The sequence below is a fragment of the Lysobacter cavernae genome, assembly GCF_042648505.1.
GTDB classification, from domain to species: Bacteria; Pseudomonadota; Gammaproteobacteria; order Xanthomonadales; family Xanthomonadaceae; genus Lysobacter_L; species Lysobacter_L cavernae.
Genome location: NZ_JBHRXK010000006.1, coordinates 37,177 through 52,699 on the forward strand (window position 1 = coordinate 37,177; position 15,523 = coordinate 52,699).

Below are 15,523 nucleotides of genomic sequence, written 5' to 3' on the forward strand. Positions count from 1 at the left end.
CCGGACACTCATAACCAAAAAGGATCAGGGGATTTCATGAAGAAGGAATTCGCATTGGCCGCACTGCTGGCCATGGCACCGCTTGCCGCCTCCGCGGCCGATGGCCTCAGCTACACCTACGTCGAAGGCGGCTACGCCAAGCTGCATATCGACGAGGGAGAATTGAACAACCCCGAAGGCGACGGCGCCTACATCCGCGGCTCGTTCGGCTTCGGCGGCAGCTACCACGTGTTCGGCGGCTACAACCAGGTCAGCACCGATCAGCGCTATGACGTCTTCGGCGGCCCGCTCCGGATCGACATCGACCTCGACCAGAGCGAGCTCGGCCTGGGCTACCACCAGGCCATGGGCGAGCGCGTCGACTTCCTGGCCGAACTGTCGTACCTGCGCCAGGGCACCGACGTGACGGCGTCACTGCCCGGCGGCCCGGAGAGCAAGGGCAGCAACAGCTTTTCCGGTGGCAAGATCGCCGTCGGCGTCCGCGGCGCGGCCTCCGACAACGTCGAAGGCTGGTTGAAGGTCGGCTACCTCGACGGCGGCGATTTCGACGGCACCTTTACTGCCACGCTCGGTGGCCAGGTCAAGTTCAACCCGACCTGGGGCATCGTCGGCGAAGTCGAGTTCATCGAAGACGAGACCAACTACCGGGTCGGCGTGCGCGCCAGCTTCTGATCGACGCACCATCGCGACATGAAAAAGCCCGGCTCCGGCCGGGCTTTTTCATGGTGCTTCACCGACAGGGGCAGCACTGGCATCTGGAACCTGTGACACGTTCAGTTAAGTAAAGATATTGTTAATTTACCCCGCCGCTTCGTGGCACCAATACAACCGTCATCCTTGGGGGAACCATGCACAAACAATTGGGGCTGGCGCTTGCGCTGGCCGTGGCACCGCTCGCCGCATCGGCCGGCGAAATCAGCTACAGCTACATCGAGGGCGGCTACGCCCAGCTCAACCAGAAACTGCCGGACGTCGCCGTCGACGGTGACCTGGCCCGCATCGATGATATCGAGGCCGGCGGTTTCTTCATCGCCGGCTCGGCCGAGCTGGGCGAGTCGTTCCACCTGTTCGGCGGCTACAAGTCGGGCAGCGACGATGTCGGCGTGACCATCCTGGGCATCGGCGGCGGCAGCGCCGACGTCGACATGAGCCAGCTCAACCTCGGCCTGGGCTACCACCACGGCCTGTCCGAGCGCGCCGACCTCCTCACCGAAATCAGCTACCTCGGCACCGAGGTGGACGTCGAGGGCGAGAACAACGAGGGTGACGACGCCCGCCTCGCGATCGGCGTGCGCGGCCTGCTGGCCGACAGCCTCGAGGGCTGGATCAAGGGCCACTACACCGACGGCGACGTCTACGACGGCGAGTTCGGCGCCACCGTGGGCGCGCAGTACAAGTTCAGCCCGGCCTGGGGCATCAGCGGCGAGGCCGAGTTGGTTGACGACACGTCGCTGTTCACGGTCGGCCTGCGCGCCAGCTTCTGATCGACGCACCACCGCGACACGAAAAAGCCCGGCTTCGGCCGGGCTTTTTCGTGACTGCAAGGCCACGCCTCAACCGAACAGGTTCTGCGGGTACTCCGGCTTCTGCTCGCGCGCGAGCAACTGGCGCAGGCCATCGGCCGGGGTGATCTCGCCGTGCAGCACCGCCTGCACCGCGCTGGAGATCGGCAGTTCAATGCCGTGCTTGTCGGCCTGGCGCATGACCTCGTCGGCGGTCTGCACCGACTCGACCACCTGGCCGATCTCGCGCACCGCGTCGGCGATCGACTGGCCGCGGCCGAGGGCGAGGCCGAGGCGGCGGTTGCGCGACAGGTCGCCGGTGCAGGTCAGCACCAGGTCACCGAGCCCGGCCAGGCCCATCAGGGTCTCGGCCTTGCCGCCGATGGCGTGGTTGAGCCGCAGCATCTCGTTGAGGCCGCGGGTGATCAGGCCGGCGCGGGCGTTGAGGCCGAGCTGCATGCCGTCGGCGACGCCGGTGGCCACGGCCAGCACGTTCTTCATCGCGCCGCCGAGTTCGGCGCCGAGCATGTCGTCGCCGGTGTAGGCGCGGAAGGCCGGGCCGTGCAGCGCGTCGGCGACGCTCTGCGCGAACGCGGCGTCGTGGCCGTGCACGGTCAGCGCGGTCGGCAGACCGATCGCGACCTCCTTGGCGAACGACGGCCCGGTGACCACGGCCAGCGGCACGCCGTCGCCGAGCACTTCTTCGGCGACCTCGTGCAGGAAGCGGCCGCTGCCGGGCTCGAAGCCCTTGGTCGCCCAGGCCACGCCGGCGTGCGCCGGCCGGTGCGGGGCCAGCGCGCGCAGGGTCTGCGCGAACGCGTGCGACGGCACCACCACCAGCACCAGGTCGGCGCCGTGCAGGGCGGCGGCCAGGTCGGTGGTGGCGCGCAGCGCGGCCGGCAGGGCGATGCCAGGCAGGTAGCGCGGGTTCTCGTGGCGTTGCCCGATCGCCGCGATGCAGTCGGCATCGCGGCCCCACAGCACGGTCGGGTGACCGTGCCGGGCGATCAGCGCCGCCAGGGCGGTGCCCCAGGAGCCGGCGCCGATCACCGCGACGGCGGGCAGGCCTGCCTTCACAGGCTCCGCCGGGGTAGACGTGTCCGCGTCCATGCCGCGGCCCGGATCAGGCGTTGCCGGCGGTCTCGGCGTCGGCCAGGCCGCCGTTCTGACCGGCCTGTGCCGCGCGCTGGCGCAGGCCTTCGGCGTAGAGCGCGTCGAAGTTGATCGGCTGCAGGAAGAACGGCGGGAAGCCGCCGGACTGGATCAGCTCGCTGATCAGCTGGCGCGCGTACGGGTACAGCACGTTCGGGCAGTGCGTGCCGAGCATGCCGTCGAGGGTCTGCGCGTCAAAACCGGCCAGACCGAACACGCCGGCCTGCTTCACTTCGACCAGGTACAACGGCTTGTCGTCGGAGTTGCAGGTCAGGGTGATGCCGAGCACGACCTCGAAGGCGTTGTCGTTGAGGCGCTGCACGCTCTGGTTGAGGTTCATCTGCAACTGCGGCTGGGCCTGCTCGTTGAACACGCCCGGTGCGCCCGGGACTTCGAAGGAAACGTCCTTGACGTAGATCTTCTCGACGGTGAACGCCGGACCGGTGGCTTGGGCAGCTTCGGCGGCGGCGCCGTTGACGTTTTCTTCGGACATCACGTGACTCCAGACTAAATGCGATAAGTGGTCGATTATGGCACGCACCCTCGGCGCGGCCGGCTGTTCAGATTGCGCGAGCGGCCCGATCACAGCAACGTGTGATGCGATCCCCTCGGGGTGGTGTTGGGGCGCCGTGGCGACCGATCAAGCCCGGCCGAGCGTGCCGCCTTGGCGGCCGGTCAAGCCCGGCCCTTCACCAGCGGCAGATCGGCCTGCTGCCAGGCCTGCACACCGCCGTCGAGCCAGTAGACGTGCTCGAAACCGGCCTTCTTCAGGCGCTTGGCGGCGTCGGCCGAGGCCTGGCCGTTGCGGCATACCACCACCACCGGCAGCGCCTTGGCATTGGCGAGCAACTTGTTCTCCGGATCGAACTGGCTCGGCTGCACCGACTTGCTGCCGGCGATGTGGCCTTTCTCGAAGTCGTTGCTGGCCGACAGGTCGACCACCAGCGCGTTCTCGCGGTTGATCAGGCTGGTCAGTCCGGCCGGACGCAGCGCCTTGTAGCCGCGGAACAGGCGCATGACTTCGGTGTAGAGGATCGCAATCGTGAGGCCGACCAGCGCCAGCGACAGGTAGGGGTTGCGCTCGGCAAAGGCCAGCAGTTCGGAGAAGGTCACGGCATCACGACGGCAGAAGCGGGGGCGGGATTGTCACCCAGCGCCCGCAGCGGTGCAAAACACCGGCCTCAGAGCCCGTCCCACAGGTCCGGCAGGCCGGTGGTCAGCCACCAGGTCTTGCCCTCCTCGTCCCAGCGCCATTGCTCGCGGTAGCGCACGCTGCGCTCGGCCAGGGTGTGGCGGTTGACCACACCGATCTCGACGTCGCGCACGGCGGTGCCGGCCTTCTTGTCGAGGTTGGAGCCGCGGTCGCGGTAGGAAGTGATCTGCACCTGCTTGTAGCGCTCGAATTCGAGGTCGCTGACCGGCTGCGCCTCACGGATCTTCGGATCGACCAGGTTCCAGGCCCCTTCGAAATCGCCCCAGCGGATCGCCCCGGACCAGGCGTACTGGTTGGCATCGAGCTTGTCGGTCTTGCGGCTGGCCACGGCGCCGCCGGCGACCGCCAGCAGGCACAGCAGCAGCGCGGCTTGGATCAACCTGGATTGAATCAGCCTGGATTGGATCAGCACGGATTGGACCAGACGCATTCGATGGACTCCCCGACCACGACGATGCAGGCCGCCATCCTAACAGGGCGTTGAAAACACCCTGTTGGCGCGGCCATGGATGGCCGCGTCGGTGCAGCAGGCGCGCAAGCGTTTGATGTGCCGCGAGCCAGTCCGGGCATGTACCGGAGACTGACGGCTTGAAAAACACCCTGGATGGGCGTTTTTCAAGCACCTGCCAACGGTTCGTCAGGCCTTGGCGATGGCCACGTAGCGCGCGGTGAACTCGGTGGCGACGCCGCCACCGGGCAGCAGCGCGCGCGCGGCCAGGCCGGTGCGGGCGCGGCCGCGCTCGCGCAGGGTGGCGATGAAGCTGGGCCAGTTCGCGTCCGGCGCCAGCTGCGCGTGCACGTCGAGGTCGGCGAACAGCGGCGCCAGGTAGCGGATCTGGCTGTCGGCGACAAACACCTCGGCGGCAATGCCAGCCTCTTCCAGATGCAGCGACACCAGTCCCCACGAGGCCAGCGTCATGATCGAGGCGAGGCTGCCGCCGAACGCGCAGCCCTTGTCGTTGACGTGCTGCGCCAGCGGCGCGTGCAGCTGCAGGCGCTGGCCGTCGTAGCCGGCGATGCGCACCTGCATCGCCGCCACCGGCGGCATCGACTGGTAATGGTGGTGCAGGCGCTGCAGGGCGGCGTCGAGGTGACCGCTGCGGTCGTCGATGGGGTCGTTGGAGTTCATGCAGTCCGGGGGAACGTCGGGAAGCCAAAACGTGCCGGCTATCGGGCCGGCTATGCTGAGGGCATGCACGCAGGCACGCCACCACGAAGGCCGGGATGGTACGTGATCTCGCTGCGACCGCGCGGCGAGCACGCCGCGCTGCGCCGCGGTGCCGCACGCCGTGGCGGCGGATTGATCGCATTGTCGCCGTGGCGCCTGCAGGTGCGCGACGACGACCGCACACGGGCGGCACTGCGCGCGGCGCTGGCGGCACCGCGGGTGCTGTTCACCAGCCCGACCGCGGTGCGCGCGGCGCAGGCGCTGCAACCGTTGCGCCGGCGCGCCGGCCAGCGTTGGTTCGCGGTCGGTGCCGGCTCGGCCGCGGCGCTGCACCGTGCCGGCATCGACGCGGTGCAGGCACCGGCACGCATGGACAGCGAAGGCCTGCTGGCCTTGCCGGATCTGGCCGATCTGCGTGACAGCACGCTCGGTTTTGTCAGCGCGCCCGGTGGTCGCGGCCTGTTGGTGCCGACGTTGCAGGCGCGCGGCGCCCGCGTGCTGCGCGCCGACGTGTACGACCGCGTGCCGGTGCCGCCGTCGCCGCGCGCCGTCGCGCAACTGCGGGCGCTGGTCGCGCCGGCCACGCTGGCATTGTCGAGCGGCGAAGCCCTGCAGGTCGTTCTCGCCGCGCTGCCGACCGATGCCGCCGCGGCACTGCGACAGGCCCGCGTGGTTGCCGCCAGCCAGCGCCTGGCCGCGCTCGCCCGCGAACACGGTTTCGGCGAGGTCGTGATTGCCAGTGGGCCCCGCCCGCGTGACCTGCTCGCCGCTGCCGGACGGCCGTGACGCGCGTCGCATCCGGTAGCATGACGGTCCCCCACCTTCCGCGTGCCCCGCGTGCTGCCGTGTCCTCGACACCCGATGCCATGCCATCCTCGCCCGTCGTCCATCGCCCGCGCGGCTGGTGGTGGTGGCTGCTTGCGCTGCTGATCGCCGGTGCTGGCGGGTACGGTTGGACGCAGTGGCAGGCCCGTGAAGCGCGCGAACGCGCCGCGGCGTCCGATGCCGGGCAGCGCCTGGATGCGCTCGACGGCCGCATCGACGCGATCCGTCGCGACCAGCGCGCGCAGCTGCAGCGCCTGCAGCAGGCCGACGCCACCAACCGCGTGCTGCGCGACGAGCTGCTCGGCATCGGCCAACGCGCCGCATTGATCGAGGACACCGTCGCCAAACTCGCCGACCCCGACCGCCACGGCGCGCAGGCGCTGCGCCTGGACGAGACCGAGCTGCTGCTCACCCTCGCCCAGCAGCGGCTGCTGATCGCCGGCGACCTCGACGGTGCGCGCCGCGCCTACGCCCTGGCCGGCCACGTGCTCGACGGCGTCGACGATCCGGCCTACCTGAGCCTGCGGCAGACCCTGCAGCAAGAGCGCACCGCGCTCGATGCGCTCGGCGCCGAGCCGCGCGTGCAGGCGATGCTGCAGCTCGACGCGTTCGCGCAGGCGACCCACACCGCCCCGGCGGCGCTGCCGTCCGACGCCGAAGCCCGCGCGCCGTGGTGGCGCCGCGCTTTCGCCAGCCTCATCGACGTGCGCCCCAGCGACCGCACGCTGGCGGTGCAGCCGGCCGACCGCGCCGCCGCGCAAGCCGCGCTGCAGCTGGAAATCTCGCTCGCGCGCGCCGCTGCCGAGCGCCGCGACGAGAGCGGTTACCGCGCCGCGCTCGCCCGCGTCGACGGCTGGCTGACGCGGCTGTGGCCGCCGTCGCCGGGGCTCGACCAGCGCCGCGCGCAGCTCAAGGTGATCGCCGCGCAGCCGCTTTCACTGTCGCTTCCGACCCTGGGCAGCACACTGCAGCAATTGCGCCAGTTGCGTGCGGCCCGTTGACGCCCGCGCCGATGGCCTTGGAGTGACGATCAACCCGGAGTGTCGATGAACCTGTTCCGCAACCTGCTGTTCTGGATCGTGCTGGCGCTGGTCGGCGCCCTGGTCGCGCAATTGCTGGTGCAGGACCCGGGCTACGTGCTGGTGCGTTACCGCGGCACCGACTACAGCACCACGCTGGCCGCCGCGGTGCTGATCGTGCTCGCCGTATTGGCCGCACTGTGGCTGGCTTGGCGGGTGCTGAACCTGCCGTTCAATGCCTGGCGCCGGCGTCGCGACAACCAGGGCCGCACGCGCCTGAGCGAAGGCCTGGAAGCCCTGCACCAGGGCCACTGGAACCGGGCCGAGAAGGCGCTGACGCAGGCCGCCGAGCATGCCGACGTCGCCGCCATCGCCCACCTCGGCGCCGCCCGCGCCGCGGCCGCGCGCGGCGACAGCGCCGCGGCGAATCGGTCGATCGATGCGCTGGGCCTGGACCACGGCAGCAGCCGCACGCTGGCCGTGGCCGAACTGGCCCTGGCGCAGGATCGCCCCGTCGAGGCCCTGGCCGCACTCGATGCCGCCAGCGCCGCACCGCTGCCGCCGCGCGGCCTGGCGCTGCGCGCCAAGGCGCTGGTCGCGCTCGGTCGAGCCGGTGAGGCCTACGGCCTGCTCGGCGCGCTGCGCCAGCAGCAGGCCTGGCCCAGCGAGCGCCTGACGCGACTGGAAGCACAGTGGGCCGAGGCCTCGCTGCGCCAAGCCGGCGACGCCAACGTCCTCGCCGACCGCTGGGAGGCCTTGCCGAAACCGCTCAGGAGCGACCCCGCCGCAGTCGCCGCCTACGCCGAACGCGCCGCCGCGCTGCGCTGGGAGGAAGCCGCGGCCAAGAGCATCGAGCAGGCGCTAGACACACGCTGGGACGAATCACTCGCCGACCTCTACGGCCGCCTGCCCACGCCACAGGATGCAGGCCGCCTCGATGCTCGCCGCAGCAGCGCCGAGCGCTGGCTGCAGGCGCACCCGGCCAGTCCGGCGCTGCTGGTCACCCTCGCCCGCCTGGCCCGTGCCCAAGGCCAATGGCCGCAAGCCGAGACCTACCTGCACCGTGCGCTCGCCCAGGGTGCCCACAGCGACGCCTGGGAAGAACTCGGCCACGGCTTCGCCCAGGCCGGTGACGAATCACGTGCGCGACTGAGCTACGCCAACGCCCTGCGCGCCGCGCGTGGCGAGGCGACTAACGAATTGCCGGGCCGCGACCTGCGGCAGAAGATCTTCGACGAAGCCGTGACCGAGGAACGCGACGAGCACGGGGTGCCGCGGCTGCGCGGTTGAGTGCCGCCGCGGAAGCCGCGATACGGCGCGAAGGGAATGGCGCAGGCTTCGCAGACGCTAGCAACCGCTGCATCGAGCCGGCGTATGGATTCGGCCGTGCGCCCCTCAACGCTCCAGGATCGCCACCACGCCCATGCCGCCGGCGGTGCAGATCGACACCAGGCAGCGGCCACCACCGCGCTGCTTCAGTTCCTTCGCGGCGGTGGCGACGATGCGCGCGCCGGTCGCGGCAAACGGATGACCGGCCGCCAGTGAGGAGCCGTTCGGGTTGATCTTGTTGACGTCGATGCGGCCCAGCGGCGCGTCCAGGCCGAGGCGGCTCTTGCAGTACTCCTCGCTCTCCCAGGCGCGCAGCGTGCACAGCACCTGCGCGGCGAAGGCCTCGTGGATCTCGTAGAAGTCGAAATCCTGCAGGCTCAGTCCGTTGCGCTTGAGCATCTCCGGCACGGCCACGGTCGGCGCCATCAGCAGGCCTTCGCCGTGGACGAAGTCGACCGCAGCGACCTGCGCGTCGCGCAGGTAGCACAGCACTTCGTGGTTGTGCGCCTGCGCCCACTCCTCCGACGCCAGCAGGCAGGCCGCGGCGCCGTCGGTGAGCGGCGTCGAGTTGGCCGCGGTCAGGGTGCCGCGACCGGAGGTCTTGTCGAACGCCGGCTTCAACGACGCCAGTTTCTCCAGCGTGCTGTCCGGGCGCAGGATGTTGTCGCGCGAGACGCCGCGGAAGCTCACCACCAGGTCGTCGAAGAAGCCGCGCTCGTAGGCCGCGGCCAGCTTCTGGTGCGACGACAGCGCCCATTCGTCCTGCGAGTCGCGCGCGATGTTCCACTGCTTGGCCATGTCCTCGCAGTGCTCGCCCATCGATTTGCCGGTGCGCGGCTCGGCCACGCCGGGGAACTCGGGCTTCAACTCGCGCAGGTGGAAGCCCTTGAACGCGGCCAGCTTCTCTTTCGGCGTCTTCGCCCGCGCCGCCTCGAGCAGGCGCCGGCGCAGCTTGTGCCCGTACACGATCGGCACGTCGGAGGTGGTGTCGGAGCCACCGCCGATGCCGACCTCGATCTGGCCGGCGGCAATCTTGTTGCCGATGGTGATGATCGAGTCCAGCGAGGTGCCGCAGGCGCGCTGCAGGGTGATGCCGGGAGTCAGCGGCGACAGGCCCGAGGACAATGCCGCCTCACGGCCGAGGTTCCAGTCGCTGGAGTGCTTGATGACCGCACCCATCGCGACCTCGCCAAGCTGCTGGCCGTGCAGGCCGAACTTCTCGACCAGCGCGCCCAGGGTCCGCACCGACATGCCGAGGTTGCCGACGTCCGCGTAGGCCGTGTTCTGGCGGCAGAACGGAATGCGGACGCCACCAAGCACGGCGACGGGACGGGCAGGACGCATCGGAACACCTCGTGGGAGATCTTTTAGTAGCTGACCGGCCCGCAACACCGCTGCGGGCATAATGGCCGCAGTGTAGCGCCGCCTCCGCGTGCGACCAAACGCCAGCGTATCCATGAGTTCAGCCGCCAGCCCCCACCCCGCCCCCCTGCACGTGCTCGGTGCGCTCGCGCTGGAGTTGCGCGGCGATGCGCCGGTGGCGCGGCAAGCCCTGGCCCAGACGCAGGTCGGCGCGCTCGCCGCGCTGATTGCGCGCGACCTGGCCGCGTTCGCGCCCGACGCCGCGACACTGGAACTGGTCACGGTCGGTGCGCACTACGACCCGGTCGAACTGCTGCGCCCGGGCTGGCCGCTGCACCACGAACTCGACCAGCTCGCCGCGCGCGCGCCGGGTCGCCCGGAACCGCGCGTGATCGCGTTCGGCGCCCATGCCGGGCAGTTGCCGGGCACGCTGGCGCCGTCCGCGGACTTTTTCGGCGGCCCGCTGCGGCTGGTGCCGTTTTTACTGAGCCCGCAGGCGCTCGCTGGCGACAACGACGACGCCACCGCGGCGCGCGTTGGCGACGCCCTCGAGAGCGGCCTGCTCGAGCGTGGCATGGCCGGTGCCGACACCGCACTGGCGGCGCAGGACGCGTTCGGCGTGCAGGTCGAGCACGCCCGCTACCTGACCGTGCACGACCTAGCCGCGATGATGGCGCTGCAGTACGAGCACGCCGGCCTGGCGCCGCTATGGCCGCTGCTGGAGACCGCGCTGCTGCAGCCACAAGGCGAGGAATGGCTGGACGCGCCGCCGGAGCCGCTGGTGCATTACGTCGACGGCGAGGCGCGCATCGCCCTGTTCGAGCCGCGCGCGTGGAAGGCGCGCTACGCGACCGATGCCCCATGCAACACACCGGAATGCCGCGAGCGGCTCGAACGCCAGCACCAGCACTTCCAGACGCGACAGCGGCAGATCGCGGCGGTGCTGGGCGCGCACGGCATCACCGTCAACTTCGTGCACAGCCCGGGCGAGGGCCGCGAAGCACTGACTTGAGGCGTCGCGGCCGCGGGCGAACTGCGGCTAACATGGATCCCGGCCGATGGGGATCGGCCGCGCCGGCAGCGCCGGCGCATCCATCACAACAGGGGATATCCATGATCCGAAAGTCACTCGTGGGGCTGCTGGCAGTGTGCGCGCTCAGCGGCTGCATCAGCACCAAGTCGTACGTCGACACGCGCATGCACGACCTGACCTGGACGGCAGTGCAGAAGCCGGCACAGGCGCATACGGTCAAACTCGACGTCGAGTTCTACCGCAACGGCGAGCGCTATCCGCGCGCCGACAAAGTCGCCCGTGGCGCCGTCGAACGAGCGCTCGGCAAGAGTGGCGTGGTCACGCTCGATGATGGCAGCGCCCCGACTGCGCTGCAGGTCAAGCTCGACAACATCGCCGACCTCGGCAAGGCCGCCGGCAGCGGCTTCGTCACCGGCTTGACCTTCGGTGGCAAGGGCAGCGTCATCACCGACGGCTACAAGATCACCATCGCCATGACGCGCGACGGCAAGGTGGTGGAAAAGAGCTACGAGCATGCCCTGCACACCACCATCGGCAACGCCGACCCGGTCACGCAGGCGGCGCCGGTGACGCCGGTACAGGGCTTCGACCAGGTCGTCGAGGACGCGGTCATCCACTTCCTGCGCGATGCCCAGAGCGAGGGCCTGCTGGTGCTGCGCCTGCAGCCGCGGCCGACGCTCGGCTGAGCCGCCGCGCCGTTGCGGGCGGCGCTCAGAACTCCTCTTCGAACAGGAGGTACCCCGCATCGACCATGCCCAGCGCCGTGTACGTGTGCTGGGCGTTTTCGTTGTCGCGTTCAACGTATAGGCGCAGACCGACCACCCCTGGTATGCCGCGTGCGCACTGTTCGACATGCCGGTACAACGCCGCGAACACGCCCTGCCGCCGCTGCGCCGGCGGCACGTACACGCTCTGGATCCACCACCAGTCGCCGTTGCGCCAGTCGCTCCACTCGTGCGTCAGCATCAGCACGCCGACCGCCATTGCGATGGTTTCGTGGCCGGCGACTGCGGCCTCGCGCATGGCGACGAAGTAACGCGCCTTGGCCGGATCGGCGATGGCGGCGGCGACGCCGGCGCGCACGGTGTCGGCATCGAGGCGCTTGTGCTCTCGGTCTCCCAGGCCATCGCGATCATCCAGTCGGCGATCAGGTCGCGATCGGCGGCGTGGGCGTCGCGGATGCGCAACTGGGTGTTCATGGCGGCACCCTGGCGTCCGGCCGCGTTGCCGCGACCGCCGTGGCTCGCGCAGCCATCACTGGGTCACGGTGATGACGCCACAGGCGACGCGCCCGCCGGCGTTGCCGGTCGGCTGGGTCTTGTAGTCGTCGGCCGCGGCGTGGACGATCACCGCCTTGCCGGCAATGTCGTTGGCCGCGCCGCCACCGAGGGTGACGCCACTGGCATGCGCGTCGACCTTGGCCACGCCCTCGGCGTCGGCGACGAGGTTGTTCATGTCGCCGCCGTGGTGGGCGCCGCTGTCGACCTTGCCGTGCGGCGCACCGGCCGGGTTGAAGTGGCCACCGGCGCTGCTGGCATCGGCCGCGCTGCAGTCGCCCTTCTCGTGGATGTGGATCGCGTGCGTGCTGTTCGGCGCGAGGCCGCCGACTTCGCCGGTGAGGTGCACGCCATTGCCCATCGACACCACGCTGAGCTTGCCACTGACCAGGCTGGCCGAGGCCGAAGCCAGGTTGACGGTGGCGGCCTTCGCGGTTGACGCCGCCGGCGGCGTGGTCGGCGCCTTGGGCGCGGAGCTGCAGGCAGCCAAGGCCAGCGTGGTGGCGGCGGCGAGCAATGCGGTCTTCATTCGTGATCTCCTCAGGGTCCAGGGGCCGAAGCGCCGCACGCAGCCTAGCCGCGCGCGGGTGGTCCGGCGGTGAAACTCTACGAGCGCTTACGGCCGGGGCCGAGCTTGCGCGTAAGCGTGTTGCGGCCCAGGCCGAGCCGGGCCGCGGCCTCGCTGCGACGGCCGCCGGTGTGCTCGAGCGCGGCCTCGAACAAGGCCCGCTCGAACCGCTCCAGCGCCTGCGCATGCAGGCCGTCGTTGCCGAGAGCCAGCTGCGCGCGCGCCCAGGCGGCGAGCCGCGCGTCCCAGTCATCCTCATTGCCGGCGGCGACGATGCCCTGGCCCGGCGCGGCCGCCAGCGCGTCGTCGAGGTCGGCGCGGGTGATGGTGTCGCCGGGCGCGAGCGCGGCCAGGCGCCAGCACAGGTTTTCCAACTGGCGCACGTTGCCGGGCCAGTCGTAGGCCAGCAGGCGCTCGAGCGCGGGCTTGGCGAAGCGCTTGGCCGGCGCGTCGAAGCGCAGCGCGGCCGCGGCGAGGAACCGCTCGGCCAGCCGCGGCACGTCCTCGCGGCGCTCGCGCAGCGGCGGCAGGCGCAAGCGCACCACGTCGAGGCGATGCAGCAGGTCAGCGCGGAAGCGACCGTCGGCCACCAGCGTTTCCAGGTCCTGGTGGGTGGCGGCGATCACGCGCACGTCGACGCGGATCAGCTCGCGCCCGCCGACGCGGAAGAATTCGCCCTCGGCGAGCACGCGCAGCAGGCGCGTCTGCAGCGGCAGCGGCATGTCGCCGATCTCGTCGAGGAACAAGGTGCCGCCGTCGGCCTGCTCGAAGCGGCCGAGGTGACGCCGGCTCGCGCCGGTAAACGCGCCGGCCTCGTGGCCGAACAGCTCGCTTTCGAGCAGCTCGGCCGGGATCGCGGCGGTGTTGAGCGCGACGAACGGCTTGGCCGCGCGCGGCGACTCGCGGTGCAGCGCGCGCGCGACCAGCTCCTTGCCGGTGCCGGTTTCGCCGGTGATCAGCACCGACAACGGCGCCTGCGCAAGCCGGCCGATGGCGCGGAACAAGGTGCGCATCGCCGGCGCATCGCCCACCAGCGCGTCGGTCTGGGTCGCCGCGCCTTCGTGTTGCGGCGTGTCGGTGTCGGCGCCCGCACCGAGCGCGCGCACGGCCAGGGCCACGGCTTCGTCGAGATCGAAGGGCTTGGACAGGAACTCGTGCGCGCCGCCGCGGAACGCCCCGGCGGTGCTGGCGACGTCGGTGTAGGCGCTCATCACGATCACCGGCAGCTTCGGCGCCTGCGTCTTGAGCTTGTCGAGCAGCGCCAGGCCGTCGTCGCCGGGCATGCGCACGTCGGTGAAGATCAGGTCCGGCGCCTGCAGGCCCGACGCTCCACGCTCGCGCAGCGCATCGAGGGCGTCGCGCGCGCTCTCGAAACCGTCGACGGCGTAGCCGGCCTCGCGCAACGCGGTGGCGAGCACGAAGCGCACGCTGCGGTCGTCGTCTACGACCCAGATGCGGGCGGGGTTAGACATCATCGACGTGGGTCCTGAGTGCAGCGGTAGCGCCAAGAAAAAATCGAAGTTCTGGCCACAGCCACGACTGAATCGAAAACACCGTCGTTCCCGCGAAGGCGGGAACCCATGGACGTTGTTTCTGGGCATAGGGCTGAAGCAAAGGCCAACGCTTCCATCCGCTGCCGCGGCCGGGTCACTTTTCTTTGCTGGCCCAAAGAAAAGTAACCAAAAGAAACGGCCTTCCTCGACAAATCAGCCCCACGACGGAGCGACTGAGGGGATTTTCCGACTCGCCATCCATGGCTCGGTCGGAAAACGGCGTGCATCCACGCACGCCGCCCTTCGGGTCTGGACAGGCGTCCGGCTGTTCGCAAAGCAAATACAAGCGTTTCCGCAAAGCCCGGAGTAGCGCCCTTACACCGCATCGCCGCCCTCCTCCATCTGCAACGGCAGCAGCAACGTGAACACCGTGTGCCCCGGCCGCGATCGATAGACCAGCGAGCCGCGGTGCTCGCGCGCGACCTGCTGCGCCAGCGCCAGGCCGAGACCGCTGCCCTCGGCGCGGCCCGACACCAGCGGCAGGAACAACTGCTCGGTCAGTTCCTCGGGCACGCCGCGGCCGTCGTCGACGATGTCCAGGCGCAGCGCGATCGGGTGCACCGCATCGCCGATGCGCACCGCGTGCTCGGCGCGGGTGCGCAGGGTGACGTGGATCGCGCCGGCCTCGATCGCGTTGCGCACCAGGTTCCACACCGCCTGCATCAGGCGGTCGCCGTCGCCGGCCAGCTCGGGCAGGCTCGGGTCGTAGTCGCGGACCAGGCGCACGGCCCAGCCGGCGTCGCTCTCGGCCAGGCGCAGCACGCGCTCGAGCACGGCGTGGATATTGAGCGCGGCGTGCGGACGCGGCGGCGCCGGGGTCAGCAACTGATCGAGCAGTGCGGTCAGGCGATCGACCTCACTGCCGATCAGCGTGACCAGTTCGCGCGCATCGCCGTTGCCGTTGCCGCTGTCGATACGGCGGGCCAGCAGCTGCGCCGCCCCCTTGAGGCCGGCCAGCGGATTGCGCAGCTCGTGCGCGAGGCCCTTGAGCGAGGCCGACAACGCCGACGGCAGCAGCAGCGCCGGATCGTCGCCGGGGAATTCGTCGACCGGGTGCGCCTCCAGCAACCAGCCGCCGTCCTCGCGCCGGCTCAGCCACAGGTCGGCGAAACACTCCTCACCATCGGCGTAACGCAGGCGGATACGGCGCAGGCGCAGCGGCGCACCCTCGTGCGCGCGACGCTGCAGCGCCTCGGCGAGGCGGCCGTCGCCGGCATCCAGCCCGGCCAGCGGCCAACCTTGCAATCGGCGCGTGCTGACCCCGAGCCAGCGCGAGAACGCGGCATTGCAGCCGGCGATCGTGCCACCCGCATCGCTCCACGCCAGCGGCGTGGTCAGGCGGTCGAGATCGGGAACGGCGCTGCTCATTGCACCATCTTAGTGCAAGCCGGACGGCCAGCCGTGCTAGGATCGCCGCCCGAAGGGGAGTAGCTCCCGCGTGCTGTCATCGTCATTACGAGACGTGCTCTTGCGAGCCATGTTTCCGGTGCAGCAGCCGGTCGCCTGAGGCGGCCTGCGAGCA

The 15,523-nt window shown here is 70.4% G+C and carries 17 protein-coding genes; 7 read left to right on the forward strand and 10 right to left on the reverse strand.

Annotation, left to right across the window (positions count from 1 at the left end; translation table 11 throughout):
• Positions 1-36: 36 nt before the first annotated feature.
• Together ACFOLC_RS12810 and ACFOLC_RS12815 are read left to right on the forward strand one after the other, a co-directional pair.
• Positions 37-672, forward strand: a complete 636-nt coding sequence (locus ACFOLC_RS12810) for an autotransporter outer membrane beta-barrel domain-containing protein (RefSeq protein ID WP_386759650.1) — start codon at positions 37-39, stop codon at positions 670-672.
• Positions 673-848: 176 nt separating this feature from the next.
• Positions 849-1,484 (forward strand): outer membrane beta-barrel protein, encoded by a 636-nt coding sequence (locus ACFOLC_RS12815; protein WP_386759651.1) that lies wholly within the window; start codon positions 849-851, stop codon positions 1,482-1,484.
• Between the two features lie 69 nt (positions 1,485-1,553).
• On the opposite strand, the gene ACFOLC_RS12820 is transcribed toward ACFOLC_RS12815, so the two are convergent.
• The 5 genes from ACFOLC_RS12820 to ACFOLC_RS12840 form a co-directional block, all read right to left on the reverse strand.
• The gene (locus ACFOLC_RS12820; protein WP_386759652.1) at positions 1,554-2,579 is read right to left on the reverse strand and encodes an NAD(P)H-dependent glycerol-3-phosphate dehydrogenase; all 1,026 of its coding nucleotides are present in this window, start codon (positions 2,577-2,579) and stop codon (positions 1,554-1,556) included.
• A gap of 46 nt (positions 2,580-2,625) precedes the next feature.
• Positions 2,626-3,147: a protein-export chaperone SecB gene (gene secB / locus ACFOLC_RS12825; protein ID WP_386759653.1), complete on the reverse strand. Its 522-nt coding sequence runs from the start codon at positions 3,145-3,147 to the stop codon at positions 2,626-2,628.
• Positions 3,148-3,329: 182 nt separating this feature from the next.
• Positions 3,330-3,767 (reverse strand): rhodanese-like domain-containing protein, encoded by a 438-nt coding sequence (locus ACFOLC_RS12830; protein WP_386759654.1) that lies wholly within the window; start codon positions 3,765-3,767, stop codon positions 3,330-3,332.
• Between the two features lie 68 nt (positions 3,768-3,835).
• Entirely contained in the window at positions 3,836-4,297 is a 462-nt protein-coding gene (locus tag ACFOLC_RS12835) for a hypothetical protein (RefSeq protein ID WP_386759655.1), read from the reverse strand.
• A gap of 207 nt (positions 4,298-4,504) precedes the next feature.
• Positions 4,505-4,996 (reverse strand): YiiD C-terminal domain-containing protein, encoded by a 492-nt coding sequence (locus tag ACFOLC_RS12840; protein WP_386759656.1) that lies wholly within the window; start codon positions 4,994-4,996, stop codon positions 4,505-4,507.
• A 63-nt stretch (positions 4,997-5,059) separates the two neighbouring features.
• On the opposite strand from ACFOLC_RS12840, the gene ACFOLC_RS12845 reads away from it, so the two are divergent.
• The 3 genes from ACFOLC_RS12845 to ACFOLC_RS12855 all read left to right on the forward strand — a co-directional run bounded on the left by ACFOLC_RS12845 (position 5,060) and on the right by ACFOLC_RS12855 (position 8,169).
• Positions 5,060-5,821: a uroporphyrinogen-III synthase gene (locus ACFOLC_RS12845; RefSeq protein WP_386759657.1), complete on the forward strand. Its 762-nt coding sequence runs from the start codon at positions 5,060-5,062 to the stop codon at positions 5,819-5,821.
• An 80-nt stretch (positions 5,822-5,901) separates the two neighbouring features.
• Positions 5,902-6,861, forward strand: coding sequence for a uroporphyrinogen-III C-methyltransferase (locus ACFOLC_RS12850; protein WP_386759658.1), 960 nt, complete (start codon positions 5,902-5,904; stop codon positions 6,859-6,861).
• Positions 6,862-6,906: 45 nt separating this feature from the next.
• Positions 6,907-8,169, forward strand: coding sequence for a heme biosynthesis HemY N-terminal domain-containing protein (locus ACFOLC_RS12855; protein ID WP_386759659.1), 1,263 nt, complete (start codon positions 6,907-6,909; stop codon positions 8,167-8,169).
• Between the two features lie 105 nt (positions 8,170-8,274).
• Here ACFOLC_RS12855 and ACFOLC_RS12860 read toward each other — a convergent pair whose 3' ends face one another.
• Positions 8,275-9,552, reverse strand: coding sequence for an acetyl-CoA C-acetyltransferase (locus tag ACFOLC_RS12860; protein ID WP_386759660.1), 1,278 nt, complete (start codon positions 9,550-9,552; stop codon positions 8,275-8,277).
• A 112-nt stretch (positions 9,553-9,664) separates the two neighbouring features.
• Here ACFOLC_RS12860 and ACFOLC_RS12865 point away from each other — a divergent pair, with 112 nt between their 5' ends.
• Positions 9,665-10,582 carry a hypothetical protein gene (locus ACFOLC_RS12865; protein WP_386759661.1) on the forward strand — a complete coding sequence of 306 codons (918 nt, stop codon included), beginning with the start codon at positions 9,665-9,667 and terminating at the stop codon, positions 10,580-10,582.
• Positions 10,583-10,683: 101 nt separating this feature from the next.
• The gene (locus tag ACFOLC_RS12870; RefSeq protein WP_386759662.1) at positions 10,684-11,289 is read left to right on the forward strand and encodes a hypothetical protein; all 606 of its coding nucleotides are present in this window, start codon (positions 10,684-10,686) and stop codon (positions 11,287-11,289) included.
• Positions 11,290-11,314: 25 nt separating this feature from the next.
• Here ACFOLC_RS12870 and ACFOLC_RS12875 read toward each other — a convergent pair whose 3' ends face one another.
• The 4 genes from ACFOLC_RS12875 to ACFOLC_RS12890 all read right to left on the reverse strand — a co-directional run bounded on the left by ACFOLC_RS12875 (position 11,315) and on the right by ACFOLC_RS12890 (position 15,369).
• Entirely contained in the window at positions 11,315-11,686 is a 372-nt protein-coding gene (locus ACFOLC_RS12875; RefSeq protein WP_386759663.1) for a GNAT family N-acetyltransferase, read from the reverse strand.
• 171 nt (positions 11,687-11,857) lie between these two features.
• The gene (locus ACFOLC_RS12880; protein WP_386759664.1) at positions 11,858-12,409 is read right to left on the reverse strand and encodes a superoxide dismutase family protein; all 552 of its coding nucleotides are present in this window, start codon (positions 12,407-12,409) and stop codon (positions 11,858-11,860) included.
• 77 nt (positions 12,410-12,486) lie between these two features.
• A complete protein-coding gene (ntrC, locus tag ACFOLC_RS12885; RefSeq protein ID WP_386759665.1) occupies positions 12,487-13,923 on the reverse strand; it encodes a nitrogen regulation protein NR(I) in 1,437 nt (478 codons plus the stop codon).
• Between the two features lie 393 nt (positions 13,924-14,316).
• Positions 14,317-15,369 carry a two-component system sensor histidine kinase NtrB gene (locus tag ACFOLC_RS12890; RefSeq protein WP_386759666.1) on the reverse strand — a complete coding sequence of 351 codons (1,053 nt, stop codon included), beginning with the start codon at positions 15,367-15,369 and terminating at the stop codon, positions 14,317-14,319.
• Between the last annotated feature and the right edge of the window lie 154 nt (positions 15,370-15,523).